The organism is Mesorhizobium sp. WSM4935 (assembly GCF_029625735.1).
Lineage (GTDB): Bacteria > Pseudomonadota > Alphaproteobacteria > Rhizobiales > Rhizobiaceae > Mesorhizobium.
Map to the genome: position 1 here is coordinate 440,578 of NZ_JARTVR010000003.1, position 14,959 is coordinate 455,536.

Annotated in this window: 14 protein-coding genes; all 14 read right to left on the reverse strand. The window is 62.0% G+C overall.

The window, feature by feature from the left end; genetic code table 11:
- Positions 1 to 13: 13 nt before the first annotated feature.
- The 14 genes from glpK to P9273_RS10230 all read right to left on the reverse strand — a co-directional run bounded on the left by glpK (position 14) and on the right by P9273_RS10230 (position 14,825).
- Positions 14 to 1,507 carry a glycerol kinase GlpK gene (gene glpK, locus P9273_RS10165; RefSeq protein ID WP_278048779.1) on the reverse strand — a complete coding sequence of 498 codons (1,494 nt, stop codon included), beginning with the start codon at positions 1,505 to 1,507 and terminating at the stop codon, positions 14 to 16.
- Positions 1,504 to 2,043 carry a hypothetical protein gene (locus tag P9273_RS10170; protein WP_278048780.1) on the reverse strand — a complete coding sequence of 180 codons (540 nt, stop codon included), beginning with the start codon at positions 2,041 to 2,043 and terminating at the stop codon, positions 1,504 to 1,506. The genes glpK and P9273_RS10170 overlap by 4 nt, the downstream gene beginning before the upstream one ends.
- A 59-nt stretch (positions 2,044 to 2,102) precedes the next feature.
- Positions 2,103 to 3,827 (reverse strand): ABC transporter substrate-binding protein, encoded by a 1,725-nt coding sequence (locus P9273_RS10175; protein WP_278048781.1) that lies wholly within the window; start codon positions 3,825 to 3,827, stop codon positions 2,103 to 2,105.
- A gap of 77 nt (positions 3,828 to 3,904) precedes the next feature.
- Positions 3,905 to 4,192: a DUF2160 domain-containing protein gene (locus P9273_RS10180; protein WP_040995039.1), complete on the reverse strand. Its 288-nt coding sequence runs from the start codon at positions 4,190 to 4,192 to the stop codon at positions 3,905 to 3,907.
- 3 nt (positions 4,193 to 4,195) lie between these two features.
- Complete coding sequence (locus P9273_RS10185; protein WP_278048782.1) at positions 4,196 to 5,104, reverse strand: carbohydrate ABC transporter permease; 909 nt, start codon at positions 5,102 to 5,104, stop codon at positions 4,196 to 4,198.
- A 3-nt stretch (positions 5,105 to 5,107) separates the two neighbouring features.
- Positions 5,108 to 5,974, reverse strand: coding sequence for a carbohydrate ABC transporter permease (locus P9273_RS10190; protein ID WP_278048783.1), 867 nt, complete (start codon positions 5,972 to 5,974; stop codon positions 5,108 to 5,110).
- Positions 5,975 to 7,042, reverse strand: a complete 1,068-nt coding sequence (locus P9273_RS10195) for an ABC transporter ATP-binding protein (RefSeq protein WP_278048784.1) — start codon at positions 7,040 to 7,042, stop codon at positions 5,975 to 5,977. It lies immediately after the preceding gene.
- Between the two features lie 10 nt (positions 7,043 to 7,052).
- Entirely contained in the window at positions 7,053 to 8,132 is a 1,080-nt protein-coding gene (locus tag P9273_RS10200) for an ABC transporter ATP-binding protein (protein ID WP_040995048.1), read from the reverse strand.
- A 39-nt stretch (positions 8,133 to 8,171) separates the two neighbouring features.
- Complete coding sequence (gene glpD / locus P9273_RS10205; RefSeq protein ID WP_278048785.1) at positions 8,172 to 9,698, reverse strand: glycerol-3-phosphate dehydrogenase; 1,527 nt, start codon at positions 9,696 to 9,698, stop codon at positions 8,172 to 8,174.
- Positions 9,699 to 9,824: 126 nt separating this feature from the next.
- Complete coding sequence (locus tag P9273_RS10210; protein WP_278048787.1) at positions 9,825 to 10,592, reverse strand: DeoR/GlpR family DNA-binding transcription regulator; 768 nt, start codon at positions 10,590 to 10,592, stop codon at positions 9,825 to 9,827.
- Positions 10,593 to 10,718: 126 nt separating this feature from the next.
- The gene (locus tag P9273_RS10215) at positions 10,719 to 12,131 is read right to left on the reverse strand and encodes a pyridoxal phosphate-dependent decarboxylase family protein (RefSeq protein ID WP_278048788.1); all 1,413 of its coding nucleotides are present in this window, start codon (positions 12,129 to 12,131) and stop codon (positions 10,719 to 10,721) included.
- A 71-nt stretch (positions 12,132 to 12,202) separates the two neighbouring features.
- Positions 12,203 to 12,934, reverse strand: a complete 732-nt coding sequence (locus tag P9273_RS10220) for a peptidase (protein WP_040995056.1) — start codon at positions 12,932 to 12,934, stop codon at positions 12,203 to 12,205.
- 133 nt (positions 12,935 to 13,067) lie between these two features.
- On the reverse strand, positions 13,068 to 13,862 hold the full coding sequence (locus P9273_RS10225) for a transglutaminase family protein (protein ID WP_278048789.1): 795 nt from the start codon (positions 13,860 to 13,862) through the stop codon (positions 13,068 to 13,070).
- A gap of 21 nt (positions 13,863 to 13,883) precedes the next feature.
- Entirely contained in the window at positions 13,884 to 14,825 is a 942-nt protein-coding gene (locus P9273_RS10230; protein ID WP_040995061.1) for an alpha-E domain-containing protein, read from the reverse strand.
- Between the last annotated feature and the right edge of the window lie 134 nt (positions 14,826 to 14,959).

Genomic DNA, 14,959 nt, shown 5'->3' on the forward strand with positions numbered 1-14,959 from the left:
GCTCCGGTAATCGTCACTGCCCATTTAGAGTCCGCCGCACCGCATCGCGCCATCCGGCCAGCTTCGCCCCGCGTGTGGCCGCATCCATCTCCGGCTTGAAGCGCCGCTCCAGCGCCCAGCTCTTGGCGAATTCCTTCGCTTTCGGCCAGACACCCGCTTTCGACCCGGCAAGCCAGGCCGCGCCCAGCGCCGTCGTCTCCAGGATCGTTGGACGGTCGACCGGCGCGTCGAGAATATCGGCGAGCCGCTGCATGGTCCAGTCCGACGCCACCATGCCGCCGTCGACCCTAAGCACCGTCTTGGCCGAGGCGCCCTTCCAGTCCTTGCGCATGGCGTCGAGCAGGTCGCGCGTCTGGAAGGCGACCGATTCGAGCGCGGCGCGCGCGAACTCGGCCGGGCCCGAATTGCGCGTCAGGCCGAAGATCGCGCCGCGCGCATCCGCGTCCCAGTGCGGCGCACCGAGCCCGACAAAGGCCGGCACCAGATAGACTTGTTGCGCCGGATCGGCGGTCGCCGCGAGCGCACCGCTTTGCTCGGCCTTGCCGATCACCTTGATCCCGTCGCGCAGCCATTGCACGGCGGCGCCCGCGATGAAGATCGAACCTTCCAACGCATAGGTAGTCTTGCCGTTGAGCCTGTAGGCGATCGTTGTCAGAAGCCGGTTCCTCGAGCGCACGAGATCCGCGCCGGTGTTGAGCAGCGCGAAGCAGCCGGTGCCATAGGTGGATTTCATCATGCCGGGTTCGAAACAGGCCTGGCCGATGGTCGCCGCATGCTGGTCACCGGCGACGCCGAGAATCCGCATCTCAGCCCCGAAAAGGCCCTTCTCGGTGACGCCGAAATCGTCGGCGCAATCCTTCACCTCAGGCAGGATCGCTGCCGGTATGTTCAGGATCGAGAGCAACTCTTCGTCCCAGACATTCTTCTCGATGTTGTAGACCAACGTGCGCGAAGCGTTTGTCGCGTCGGTGGCGTGCACTTGGCCGCCGGTCAGCCGCCAGATCAGGAAACTGTCGATGGTCCCGGCGAGCAGTTCGCCCTTCTCGGCGCGCTTCCTGGCGCCCTTCACCTTGTCCAGCATCCAGGCGATCTTGGTGCCCGAGAAATAGGGATCGAGCAGCAGGCCGGTCTTCTTCGTGAATTTCTTCTCCAGCCCCTGCTTCTTGAGCTTCTGGCAGAGCGGTGCGGTGCGGCGATCCTGCCAGACGATCGCATTGTGGATCGGCTTGCCGGTCGCCTTGTCCCAGATGACGACCGTCTCGCGCTGGTTGGTGATGCCGATCGCGGCCATGTCAGACGCTGTGCGGCCGGCGGACTTCAGCGCCGCCTTCACTGTGGCGAGAACGCTCGTCCAGATGTCTTCCGGATCGTGCTCGACCCAGCCGGAGGCGGGATAATGCTGCGCGAATTCCTGCTGGCCGGTGCCGGCGACCTTCATCTCACCGTCGAACAGGATCGCCCTGGTCGATGTGGTACCTTGGTCGATGGCGAGGATATATTTAGTCAAATTCGGCAATCCTGTTTGATTTCAAGTTTGTCTTGGTGAAGGCCCAACCCAGTTGGAGCAACGCAAACGGACAGATTTTCCAGTTTCTCACCCGCGTTCAACGCATTGGAAACGGCGGCTGCGTAGCTGGAGGCCTTTCCGACAGTTTCCACCGTGAACGCAGGCAGCAATTGGCGCGCTAGAGCGTCGTGGACCGGCCGGACAATCGGGTGCCGGGCGACGTTGAAGGTATAGGCCCGGCCATGCCGATCGCTCAGCACATAGTCAAATGCCTTGGGAGCGGAGAGCTTTCGCAGTGCATATTCGGCAATGATCTCTGGAACGAGTTGATATGCTAACCGCAACTCCGGACTCTGCAGGATCTGCTTCAGTCGACCCGAGGTGGGTTCGCGTGTGGCTCCACTTTCATCCTCGAGGCGTGAGAGGTGTAGCTTCGCCAGTTCGAGGGCGAGTTCCGCAGTGAAAAGCGGCTTGCCATTCTCACCCATTATAGCCGGAGCCCAGCGTTCAGTACGCCGAAAAAGCGAGTAGATCACCGGGTGCTCCGAGGCATCTGCCGAGGCAAGATGCCCCGGCAGACTGTAGTTGCAGAATTTTACTTCTGCCAGCTCTTCACCAGCTCGTCATAATTGATGGTGATCGGCTTTTCCTTTTCGTTCTCGATCTTGAGCTGCGGCGCAAGGTTGCCCTTCGAGACAGCGTCCTTGTTCCAATAGTCGAGATCATGCTCTTCGGCGAGCTTGGGTCCGATGTCGCCCTGGACGCCGGACTTCTCGATACGGCCCATGACCTTCTCTTGCTCGGCGCAGAGCGAGTCCATCGCTTCCTGCGCGCTCTTTGCGCCCGAGGACGCATCGCCGATCGCCTGCCACCACAGCTGAGCAAGCTTCGGGTAGTCAGGCACGTTGGTGCCGGTCGGCGACCACTGCACGCGGGCTGGCGAGCGATAGAACTCGATCAGGCCGCCGAGCTTCGGAGCGCGCTCGGTGAAGCTCTTGTCGTGGATGGTGGAGTCACGGATGAAGGTGAGACCGACATGGCTCTTCTTCACGTCGACCGTCTTCGAGGTGACGAACTGCGCATAGAGCCAGGCGGCCTTGGCGCGGTCGGTAGGCGTCGACTTCATCAGCGTCCACGAGCCCACGTCCTGGTAGCCGAGCTTCATGCCGTCCTTCCAGTAGACGCCGTGCGGCGACGGAGCCATGCGCCATTTCGGCGTACCATCTTCGTTCACAACCGGCAGGCCGGGCTTGACCATGTCGGCGGTGAAGGCCGTGTACCAGAAGATCTGCTGGGCGATGTTGCCCTGCGCCGGGACCGGACCCGATTCGGAGAAGGTCATGCCCTGCGCCTCGGCCGGGGCGTAGGCCTTCAGCCAGTCGAGATATTTCTGGATCGAATAGACCGCGGCTGGGCCGTTCGTGTCGCCGCCACGTGCGACGCAGGAGCCCACGGGACGCGACTTCTCATCGACCTTGATGCCCCATTCGTCGACCGGCAGGCCATTCGGGATGCCCTTGTCGCCATTGCCGGCCATGGACAGCCAGGCATCGGTGAACCGCCAGCCGAGCGACGGGTCCTTCTTGCCGTAGTCCATGTGGCCATAGACCTTCTTGCCGTCGACGTCGCGACCGGTGAAGAACTCGGCGATGTCCTCATAGGCCGACCAGTTGACGGGAACGCCGAGATCGTAGCCGTACTTGGCCTTGAAATCGGCCTTGTTCTTCTCGTCGTTGAACCAGTCGTAGCGGAACCAGTAGAGGTTGGCGAACTGCTGGTCGGGCAGTTGGTAAAGCTTCTTGTCCGGTGCCGTCGTGAACGAGGTGCCGATGAAGTCCTTCAGGTCGAGATTCGGGTTGGTGACGTCCTTGCCCTCGCCTTCCATCCAGTCGGTCAGGTTGCGCACCTGCTGGTAGCGCCAGTGCGTGCCGATCAGATCGGAATCGTTGACCCAGCCGTCATAGAGGTTCTGGCCGGTCTGCATCTGGGTCTGGATCTTCTCGACGACGTCGCCTTCCTGGATCGTATCGTGCGTGACCTTGATGCCGGTGATCGCCGAGAAGGCAGGCGCCAGCACCTGCGATTCATACGAGTGGGTGGCGATGGTTTCCGACACGACCTTGATTTCCATGCCGGCAAACGGCTTGGCGGCGTCGATGAACCATTGCATTTCCTTTTCCTGATCGGCGCGCGAAAGCGTCGACAGGTCGCCTATCTCCTTGTCGAGAAAGGCCTTTGCTTCGTCCATTCCGGCATAGGCGTGGCCGGCGCCGAGCAATAGGACAAGGGCGGTCGTCGATGTTAGAAATTGCCGTCGCATGTGTCTCCTCCAGTCTTAGGTTTCAGTTTCGATCCGGAGCGGGCCGCCAGCACGCGGCCGCTTCGGCTATTCCCCCTCTATACGTATCGGAATACGCCAATCGCGTAGACCACCGAGAGAGCGAGAGCCCACCACAGGTTGGGCCCTACCAGGCCCAGCCAAGCGAGATGGATGAAGGCGCTGCCGAGCAGCGAAATGAAAAGGCGGTCGCCGCGCGTCGTCTCGAAGCGCAGCACGCCGATGCGCGGATTGCCGCCGGGCGAGACATATTCCCAAACGCCCATGCCGCAGAGCATCAGTGCAATCACGATGAAGAAAGCGGCCGTCGGCCACGTCCAGGCCATCCAGGAGAAATCGAAATTCATGGATCACACTCTCCCCAGAGCGAAGCCCTTGGCGATATAGTTGCGGACGAACCAGATCACGAGCGCGCCCGGGATCAGCGTCAGCACGCCGGCAGCAGCCAGCAGCCCCCAGTCCATCCCGGCGGCCGAGACGGTGCGGGTCATCGTGGCGGCGATCGGCTTGGCATCGGTCGTGGTCAGCGTGCGCGCGATCAGGAGTTCCACCCATGAGAACATGAAGCAGAAGAAGCAAGCGACCCCGATGCCGCTGGCGATCAGCGGCATGAATATCTTCACGAAGAAGCGCGGGAAGGAATAGCCGTCGATATAGGCGGTCTCGTCTATCTCCTTAGGCACGCCGGACATGAAGCCTTCAAGGATCCACACCGCCAGCGGCACATTGAACAGGCAGTGCGCCAGCGCCACCGCGATATGCGTGTCGATGAGGCCGAAAGCCGAATAGAGCTGGAAGAACGGCAGCGCAAACACCGCCGGCGGCGCCATGCGGTTGGTGAGCAGCCAGAAGAACAGGTGCTTGTCGCCGAGGAAGCGGTAGCGCGAAAAGGCGTAGGCGGCCGGCAGCGCGACCGCCACCGAGATCACCATGTTCATCACCACATAGGTAATCGAATTGATATAGCCCGAATACCAGGACGCGTCGGTGAAGATGATCTTGTAATTGCGCAGCGTCGGCTCATGCGGAAAGAGCGTCAGGGAGGAGATGATCTCCTGGTTGGTCTTGAAGCTCATATTGATGAGCCAGTAGATCGGCAGCAGAAGCACGATGATGTAGATCGTCGGCACGATCCACCACCAGCGCGATTCCTCGCCGCGGCGCCGCATCAGCTTGGCCACTTCATCCTGCGACAGCGTGCTCCCCACCTCGGTGACCGCCGCTTCGCTCACGCGTGTCGTCTCGTTGGCGCTCGCCATCTGTCAGCGCTCCGCGTCGTAGTTGGTCATCACGGTGTAGAACACCCACGACAACAACAGGATGATCAGGAAGTAGACCAGCGACATGGCCGCCGCCGGACCGAGGTCGAACTGGCCGAGCGCCGTCTTGACGAGGTCGATCGACAGGAAGGTCGTCGAATTGCCTGGGCCGCCGCCGGTGACCACGAAGGGCTCGGTATAGATCATGAAGCTATCCATGAAGCGCAGCAGCACCGCAATCAGAAGCACGCGCTGCATCTTCGGCAATTGGATGTAGCGGAATACCGCCCAGCGCGAGGCGCCGTCGATCTTGGCCGCCTGATAGAAGGCGTCGGGAATGGAGACCAGGCCGGCATAGCAGAGCAGAACGACCAGGCTGGTCCAGTGCCAGACATCCATGACGATGACGGTGACCCAGGCATCGAACGGATCCTGAACATAGTTGTAGTCGATGCCGAGCGCGTTGACGTAATAGCCGAGCAGCCCGATGTCGTTGCGGCCGAACACCTGCCAGATCGTGCCGACGACGTTCCACGGAATGAGCAATGGCAGCGCCATGAGCACCAGGCAAACCGGCACTCCCCAGCCCTTCTTCGGCATGTTGAGCGCGATGAAGATGCCGAGCGGCACCTCGATCGCCAGGATGATGAAGGAGAAGATCAGGTTGCGCACCATCGCTTCCCAGAAGCGATCGGAGGCAAGCAATTCCTCGAACCACTCGGTGCCGGCCCAGAAGAAGACGTTGTTGCCGAACGTGTCCTGCACCGAATAATTGACGACGGTCATCAGCGGTATGACGGCCGAGAACGCCACCAGCACCAGCACCGGCAGCACCAGAAACCAGGCCTTATTGTTCCAGGTCTTGTCCATCTATGCCCCCATCTCGACGCGCCACGAACCGGCATAGATGTTGATGCCGGCCGGATCGAAGCGGACCTTCGGATCGGCCGGAACTTCGTCGTCCTCGCCGATCACCGCGGCAATTTCCCTGCCTTCCAGATTGGCGCGCACGACCTTGTGGCGGCCGACGTCCTCGACCTTGCTGACCTGCACCGCCATGCCTTCGCGGCCGAGCCGCACATATTCGGGACGGATGCCGAGCTCGACGGTGCGGCCTTCGGCTTTCGGCACCCCGGGCAGTTCGATGCGTTGCGTACCGAGCGTTGCCGTCCTGCCGTCGAGCGACACCGGCAGCACGTTCATGCCCGGCGAGCCGATGAAATAGCCGACGAAAGTGTGGCGGGGGCGCTCGAAGAGCTCGGCCGGCGTGCCGATCTGGACGATCTCGCCATCATACATGACCACCACGCGATCGGCGAAAGTCAGCGCTTCGGTCTGGTCATGCGTGACATAGACCATCGTGTAGCCGAAGCGCCGATGCAGTTGCTTCAACTGCGAGCGCAGAACCCATTTCATATGCGGGTCGATCACCGTCAGCGGCTCGTCGAACAGGATGGCGTTGACGTCGGAGCGCACCAGACCGCGCCCGAGAGAGATCTTCTGCTTCTGGTCGGCGGTGAGCCCGCGCGCCTTTTTCTTCGCAAGCGAAGCGAGATCGATCATGTCGAGCGTCTCGCGCACTTTGCGGTCGACATCGGCTTCGGGCACGCGACGGTTGCGCAGCGGGAAGGCCAGATTGTCGTAGACGGTCATGGTGTCGTAGATGACCGGGAACTGGAACACCTGCGCGATATTGCGCTCCTGCGTCGACAGGTTGGTCACGTCCCGGCCGTTGAACAGCAACCGGCCATGCGAGGGATGCAGCAAGCCCGAAATGATGTTGAGCAAGGTGGTCTTGCCGCAGCCCGAGGGCCCGAGCAGCGCGTAGGCGCCGCCATCCTCGAAGGTGTGATGCACTTCCTTCAGCGCGAAATCCGAATCCTTCTGCGGATTGGGCAGGTAGGAGTGGCGGATGTGGTTGACCTCTATGCGCGCCATCGCTTGCTCCTCAAGCCGCCAGCTTCGACGCCGTCACGGCGCGGCCGTTCTGGTCGAACACCATGATGTGACGCGGATCGATGAACACCTCGACCTCGTCGTCCGTCTCGAAATCGAAAATGCCATGCGCAAGCATCACCCAGCGTGCATCGGCGAAGTCGAGATGGACGAAGCTTTCCGAGCCGGTGATCTCGGTGATGGTGACCTTGGCCCGCACCGGCACGGCGCTGGCGTTCGGCCGCTCCAGCGACAAATGATGCGGCTGGAAGCCGATCGTGTAGCTGGCGTCCGCAATGCCGGCGAGCTCCGGCGGCACGGGCAGCTTGACGCCGCCTTCGAGCAGGAAGTCCGCGCCTTTCTTCGAGAGCACGATGGTGTTGAGCGGCGGGTCGGCGAAGGTCCGTGCCGTCACCAGGTCGACCGGTTTGCGGAACACCTCGACGGTCGGGCCGAATTGCGTGACGCGGCCTTCCGAGAGCGTCGCCGTATTGCCGCCGAGCAACAGCGCTTCGTGCGGTTCGGTCGTGGCATAGACGAAGATCGTACCGGCGGCGGCAAAGATCTTCGGCAATTCGGCGCGCAATTCCTCGCGCAGCTTGTAGTCGAGATTGGCCAAAGGCTCGTCGAGCAGCACCAGGCTGGCATTCTTGACGATGGCGCGGGCAAGCGCGGTGCGCTGCTGCTGCCCACCGGACAGGTTGAGCGGCGTGCGGTCGAGATAGGGCGTGAGCTTCAACAGCGCCGCCGCGTTGCGCACTTCCTTGTCGATCTTGGCTTGCTCGACGCCGGCGACCCTAAGCGGCGAGGCGATGTTCTCGTAGACGGTCATGGCCGGGTAGTTGATGAACTGCTGGTAGACCATGGCGACGTTGCGCTTCTGCACCTTCTGTCCGGTGACGTCCTTGCCGTCGAACCAGACCGAGCCGGAAGTCGGCGCGTCGAGGCCCGCCATCAGCCGCATCAGGCTGGTCTTGCCGGAGAGCGTCGGCCCGAGGAGCACGTTCAGCGAGCCGTGCTGAAGCGTCAGCGACACGTCGCGGATATGCTCCTGCGCGCCGACCGTCTTCGTCACGTTCCTCAGTTCCAGCATCACGCCTCCTCCCGGGCCTTGCGCATCAGCGGCCGATCCTCATTCCGCCGCCGCGACGTGACGGTTGCTCAGTCCGCGCATGAATTCCTCCAATGCCGCCGCCTGCTCGCGGTTGAAATGCAGGCCGCGCTTGGTGCGGCGCCACAGCACGTCCTCGGCGGTGACCGCCCATTCGTTCTCGACCAGGTAGCGGACTTCCGCCTCGAAAAGGTCGGCGCCGAAATTGCGGCCGAGATCGGCATTCGACTTGGCGAGCCCGAGCAGCTTCTCGGCGCGCGTGCCGTAAAGCCGGGTGAAGCGGCGCGCCAGCCGCTGGTCGAGGAACGGATAGGTGCTCTTCAGCCTGGCGACCTGGGCATCGAAACCGGTCGCAGGGAAATCGCCGCCGGGCAGCGGCGCATCATGCGTCCACGGCTTGCCGCGCTTGCCGAGAAACCCTTCGATCTTCTCCAGCATCGATTCTGCTAGCCGGCGGAACGTCGTGATCTTGCCGCCGAAGGCGTTGATCAAGGGGGCCATGCCCTCCCCGCCGTCGGCTTTCAAAACGTAGTCGCGCGTCGCCTCCTGCGCCTTCGAGGCGCCGTCGTCATAGAGCGGGCGCACCGCCGAATAGGTCCAGACGATGTCGGAGCGCTTCACCGCTACCGCGAAATACTCGCTCGCCGCGGCGCACAGATAGTCGATCTCGGCGTCGGAGATCTTCACGTCGTGCGGATCGCCCGGATAGTCGCGGTCGGTGGTGCCGATCAGCGTGAATTCTTCCTCGTAAGGAATGGCGAAGATGATGCGGCCATCCTTGTTCTGGAAGAAATAGGCGCGCGGATCATTGAACTTCTTGCCGACGACGATGTGGCTGCCCTGCACGAGGCGAACATTGTGGACCTCGTTCTGGCCGACGGCGGCCGAGAGCACGTGATCGACCCAGGGGCCGGCGGCGTTGACGAGAAGCCGCGCGCGAACCTCCTCGGTTTCGCCGGTAAGCACGTTCTGCACCTTGATGGTCCAGGTCGAACCGTCCCGCCGCGCGCTGACGACCTTGGTGCGGGTGCGGATAATGGCGCCTCGGTCGGCGGCGTCACGAGCGTTCAGCGCCACCAGGCGCGCGTCATTGACCCAGCCGTCCGAATACTCGAACGCCTTGCGGAACAACGGTTTGAGCGGCTTGCCGGCCGGATCGCTCGCCATATCCAGCGTCTTCGTCGCCGGCAAGAGCTTGCGCCCGCCGATATGATCATAAAGGAACAGCCCGAGCCGGATCAGCCAGGCGGGCCTCAGGCCCTTGGCGTAAGGCAGAACGAAGCGCATCGGCCAGATGATGTGCGGCGCGTTCTTCCACAGGACCTCGCGTTCCATCAGCGCTTCGCGCACCAGCCGGAACTCGTAAAATTCGAGATAGCGAAGGCCGCCATGGATGAGCTTGGTCGAGCCGGAGGAGGTCCCGCTCGCCAGATCGTTCATCTCGGCGAGGTAAACTGAAAATCCGCGGCCAACGGCGTCGCGGGCGATGCCGCAGCCATTGATGCCGCCGCCGATGACGAAAATGTCATGGATCGGGGATGCGTCCAAAGGGTCCTCCAACGATTTCGCATTGCACCATTTTTGTGTTTTACGAAACCGCAATGGGATTATTTCGAACTCAAACCGAATGTCAAACGAAATATCACCGCTGCGTGAAACGGCCGTGATGCGCGCCTATTCGAGTGCCGTTTCGATCAGCCGGACCTCGGACTCCTCGCAGATCCGGCGGATCGATGGGATGTCACAGCGATCGGTGATGAAGGTGTTCACCTGCGAAAGGTGACCGATTCGAACTGGCGCCGTGCGCTCGAATTTGGTCCGGTCGGAGACCAGGATGACGTGGCGCGCATTGGCGATGATGGCCTGCGCCACCTTCACTTCGCGGAAATCGAAGTCGAGCAGCGCGCCGTCATGGTCGATCGCCGAGGCGCCGATGACGGCGTAGTCGACCTTGAACTGGCGTATGAAATCCACGGCCGCTTCGCCGACAACGCCGCCGTCGGAACCGCGCACCACGCCGCCGGCGATCACCACCTCTATCGTGGGATAGATGCGCATCCTATTGGCGACATTGATGTTATTGGTGATGACCATAAGCCCGTTACGGTCGAGCAGCGCCTTGCTGACGGCCTCGGTGGTGGTTCCGATATTGATGAACAGCGAGGCGTTGTCCGGAATGAGTCTGGCCGCGGCGCGGCCGATCGCTTCCTTCTCGTCGGCCGCGATTTTACGGCGAGCCTCATATTCCATGTTTTCGATGCCCGACGGGAACAACGCCCCACCATGGACGCGTGTCAGCAAGCGCTGGTCGCAAAGATCGTTGAGATCCTTGCGGATGGTTTGCGGCGTCACATTGAAATGCGTCGCCAGATCGTCGACCAGAACGCGGCCGTGATCTTTCGCCATCTGGATGATTTCGGCGTGGCGTGGCGAAAGAAACATCCGGCCTCCTCGATTTTCGTTTTTTCCGTCTATATCGGAAAACGAAAGTGAAGAAAAGGCATGAGCCGGCTAACGAAAATCACTTGGCTGCAAAAAAGGTAAACAGAGCGGAACACCTCCGCTGCCTCAGGATAAGCGCCGCGCGATCTCGGTTATGACGTCGAAGGCGGCGTCGACATCGGCTGCCGTCGACTCGAACTGCCCCGCCTGAAAGCGGATCGCCACGCGCCCATCGACCCGCGTTTGCGTCAGGTAAATGCGGCCGTCGGTGTTGATGGCGTCGACGAGGCGAAGGTTGTGCTCGTCAGGGTCGATGCCTGCGGCCGTGCGATGCCGGAACGAGAATAGCGAAAGCATCGGCTCGCTGACGAGCTCGAAATCCGCTTCCCCGGCGAGGCGCGCGGCAAGCCCTGTGCTCCAGGCAACGTGGTTGCGGATCATCGCGCGCAGGCCCTCGAGACCATGGGCGCGCAGCAGGAACCAAAGTTTCAGCGCGCGGAAGCGGCGCCCGAGCGGCACCGACCATTCCGAATAGTTGATGATGCCGTCATGACCCAGCGTCTTCAAAAACTCCGGCTTGATGGCCAGCGTGCGCACGAGATCTTCCGGCTGGCGGACGAACTGGATCGAGCAATCGAACTGCGCGCCGAGCCACTTATGCGGATTAAAGACAATGGAATCGGCGCCTTCGACGCCGGCCCAGAAATGCCGGTATTCCGGGCAGATCATCGCCGACCCTGCCCAGGCGGCGTCGACATGCAGGTAAAGTCCGTGCCGCTTCGCCACAGCGGCCACCGCCGCTATGTCATCGGTGCCGCCGGTGCTGGTGCCGCCGACACAGGCGATGATGCCCGCCGGCAGCAGACCGGCTTCACGATCGGCAAGGATCGCGGTCTCAAGCGCCGCGGTGTCCATTGCGCGAAAATGTCCGGAGACCGGGATGCGGACAAGGTTATCCTCGCCAATGCCCGAGACCCAGATGGCGCGGTCGATCGAGGTATGGACCTGGTCAGAGGAATAGACGCGCAGCTTGCCCTGCCCGGCCAGCCCCTTTTTGTTGCCCAGCCAGTCGAGCGTCCGCTCGCGCATGGTGAGCACCGCGGCAAGCGTCGCCGACGAGGCCGAATCCTGGATGACGCCGGAAAAGCCTTCGGGCAGGCCAAGCGCCTGGCGCATCCAGTCGACGATGCGCGTCTCGAGCTCCGTCGCCGCCGGCGAGGTCTGCCACAGCATGCACTGCGCGGCCATCGCCGAGACCAGATATTCCGCCACGACCGAAACCGGAGCCGCATTGGCCGGGAAATAGGCGAAGAAGCGCGGATGCTGCCAATGCGTCATGCCCGGCACGATCTTCTCTTCGAAATCGGCGAAAATCTTGTCCATCGGCTCCGGCAATTCGGGTGGCGAGGCCTCGATGCTCCTGAAGATCTCGCCCGGCGCGATCGCCGGCCGCACCGGGCGGTCACGCAGGCCGGCACGGTAATCGACGCCCCACTCGGCCGCCCGCCTCGACCAGTCGCGGAATTCCTCATTATCCATATTTTCCTCCCAGCAGCCGTCGAAGACACCGGCCGGCTGAACCGCTCCCAGGCAACGGCGCGACCGAAATCCTACCCCGGAAAATCCGGCAGATTTGAAAAAGCGATTTTCAGCGCATTGGACCAGCCGTCGGAAACGGTGCGATAGTAAGGGTCATTCTGGTCGATCCGTCGGTTCAGCCCCACCCTGAGCGCATCCTGCTCCAGGAACAGCAGATCGAGCGGCAGCCCGACCGAAAGGTTGGATTTCAGCGTAGAATCGAAGGACACGAGAAGCAGCTTCACCGTTTCGGCAAGGCTCATTGTCCGGTCGTAGGCACGGATGATGATCGGCTTGCCGTATTTCGTCTCGCCGATCTGAAAGAAAGGGGTGTCATCGGTCGACTCGATGAAATTGCCTTCCGGGTAGATCATGAACAGCGTTGGCGGGCTGCCCTTGATCTGGCCTCCAAGGATGAAGGAGGCATTGAAGTAGGAATCGGCCTTGTCGCCGTTCGGCGCGGCATGTTCGATGACTTCCTTGACCGTATCGCCGACCAGCCGCACCGTCTGGTACATGGACGGGGTTTCGAGCAGCTTCGGATGACGGTCGCCAACGGCCTTGTTGCGTTCGTCGAGAAGGCTGACCACCGCCTGCGTCGTGGCAAGATTGCCTGCCGACATCAGCACGATGACGCGCTCGCCGGGTTCTTCCCACACATGCATCTTTTTGAAGGTCGAGATCGAATCCATACCGGCATTGGTGCGCGTGTCCGACATGAACACGAGCCCGCGATCGATCTTGAGGCCGACGCAATAGGTCATGGTCGCTCTTCTGCTAAAGCAATTCCAGGAAACGTGTAGCGGTTTTTCCGCCCGGAATTGCGTGAAAACAACGAGATAGAGCGGTTCGGCGATCCCATCAAACGCTGAACCGCTCCGGCGATTTCGAGGCGGATTACTGCTCCACCGTGACGCTGACGGCAAGCTTCTCTTGCGCCTGCCCCAAGAGTATCCCCGACACCGGCGACGCATCGCGATAGTCGCGCCCCGTCGCCACCCGCACATAGCGTTCGTCGGGAGAGATACCGTTCGCCGGGTCGAAGGCAACCCATCCGAGCCCGACGACATAGGCCTCCGCCCAGGCATGGCTCGCGGCCTGCTCCACGGCCGCATCCATCATCAAATAACCGCTGACATAGCGGGCGGGAAAACCAAGCGCGCCGGCCGCGGCGATGAAGATGTGGCTGTGGTCCTGGCAGACGCCCGACTTCAGCGCGAGCGCCTCCTCCGCCGGCGTCACGACGCTGGTCGTGCCTGGTTTGTAGGCGACGCGTTCGCGGATCACGCCCATCAGCCGGTGTAATCGCTCGATCTCGGTGCCCTGCCCGACCAGGCCAGCCAGTTCGCGTATCCCTTCGCCGACGGTGGTGAGCGGCGTCTGTTGCGCGAACAGCCAGAGCGGCGCAAAGCCCTGATGCGGACCCGTCACGCCTGCCGTGTCATGCGTCGTCACGTCGCCTGCGGCCTCCAGGGTGATCGAGTTCTGGCCGCTCTCGGCGCTCACCAGCCGCGTGTCATTGCCGAAATGGTCGGTGAAGCGCACCTCCTCGCGCGCGCCTTCCACCTTGATCGCCCAGGAGCCGATGGTCTGCGTGCGCCCACTGGAAGGGAGCAGGCGCAGCCGCTGCAGCAGATACTGCACCGGCTGGTCATAGTGGTACTCGGTGCGATGGGTGATCTTGAGCCGCATAGCGCTCGCCCTCGGCTGTGCTCAATAGAACCGGTAGTCCTGGGCGATTTCGTCGCCCAGCCTGGTGTTATCGCGAATGAACTCGTGCAGGAATTCGTGCAGGCCGTGGTCGAATATGTCCTTGATCGAACCCTTCCTCAGCATGGCCTGGATCTTCTCGGCCGTGGCGTGGCATGCATGGCGCTCACCATAATCGTCGGCGAGGAATTTCAAATGCTCGCCGAGAAAGCGGTAGCAGAAGGTCAGCGAGCGCGGCATGCGCACGTTGAGGATCAGATAGTCGGCGATATTCGTCGGCTTGTAATCGGCTTCATAAACCCAGCGGTAGGAGCGGTGCGCCGACACGGAGCGCAGGATCGACTCCCACTGGTAGTTGTCCAGCGTCGAGCCGACCCAGGACAGTGAAGGCAACAGCACATAATATTTCACGTCGAGGATGCGCGCCGTGTTGTCGGCGCGCTCGACATAGGTGCCGAGTTGCGAGAAATCGAAAATCTCGTTGCGCAGCATCGTACCGTAGAACGAACCGCGGATCAGCGCCGTCTCGCGCTTGATGGCATCGAGAACCGTCGGCAGGTCACGCTCGTCGACGGGCCTCGCCAGCATGCGCTTGAGCGACATCCAGGCTTCATTGATGCTTTCCCAGGTCTCGCGCGTCAGCGCCGTGCGCACCATGCGGGCATTGTTGCGCGCCGTCTCGATCGACGACATCGTGCTCGACGGGTTCGAGGTATCGCGCAACAGGAAATCGGAGACGTTTGCGGCCGTATAGTCCTGGTATTTCTGACTGAAGGCGAAGTCCGAGCCGGCGCTGAGCAGCACCGAGTTCCACTCTTCGGATGCGTCCTGGGTTCGCGTCAGCGCCATGCGCAGGCCGGCGTCGACCAGGCGCGCCATGTTTTCGGCCCGCTCGATATAGCGGTTCATCCAGTAGAGACCGTTGGCGGTGCGGCCGAGAAGCATGAGAACGCCCTTCGGGCTAGTGAGTAGGGAATAGGCAGTAGGCAGTAGTAAGCATTTGAATCTCAATAGAATGTGCCATTTCCCGTCCCTCTATGTTCAACTGCCAACTGCCTACTGCCTATTCCCTACTCACT

Excerpts from the sequence above, each read along its gene's own strand:
- P9273_RS10175 (WP_278048781.1), bottom strand. The coding sequence starts at position 3,827 with ATGCGACGGCAATTTCTAACATCGACGACCGCCCTTGTCCTATTGCTC.
- P9273_RS10180 (WP_040995039.1), bottom strand. The coding sequence starts at position 4,192 with ATGAATTTCGATTTCTCCTGGATGGCCTGGACGTGGCCGACGGCCGCT.
- P9273_RS10185 (WP_278048782.1), bottom strand. The coding sequence starts at position 5,104 with ATGGCGAGCGCCAACGAGACGACACGCGTGAGCGAAGCGGCGGTCACC.
- P9273_RS10190 (WP_278048783.1), bottom strand. The coding sequence starts at position 5,974 with ATGGACAAGACCTGGAACAATAAGGCCTGGTTTCTGGTGCTGCCGGTG.
- P9273_RS10195 (WP_278048784.1), bottom strand. The coding sequence starts at position 7,042 with ATGGCGCGCATAGAGGTCAACCACATCCGCCACTCCTACCTGCCCAAT.
- P9273_RS10200 (WP_040995048.1), bottom strand. The coding sequence starts at position 8,132 with ATGCTGGAACTGAGGAACGTGACGAAGACGGTCGGCGCGCAGGAGCAT.
- P9273_RS10210 (WP_278048787.1), bottom strand. The coding sequence starts at position 10,592 with ATGTTTCTTTCGCCACGCCACGCCGAAATCATCCAGATGGCGAAAGAT.
- P9273_RS10215 (WP_278048788.1), bottom strand. The coding sequence starts at position 12,131 with ATGGATAATGAGGAATTCCGCGACTGGTCGAGGCGGGCGGCCGAGTGG.
- P9273_RS10220 (WP_040995056.1), bottom strand. The coding sequence starts at position 12,934 with ATGACCTATTGCGTCGGCCTCAAGATCGATCGCGGGCTCGTGTTCATG.
- P9273_RS10225 (WP_278048789.1), bottom strand. The coding sequence starts at position 13,862 with ATGCGGCTCAAGATCACCCATCGCACCGAGTACCACTATGACCAGCCG.
- P9273_RS10230 (WP_040995061.1), bottom strand. The coding sequence starts at position 14,825 with ATGCTTCTCGGCCGCACCGCCAACGGTCTCTACTGGATGAACCGCTAT.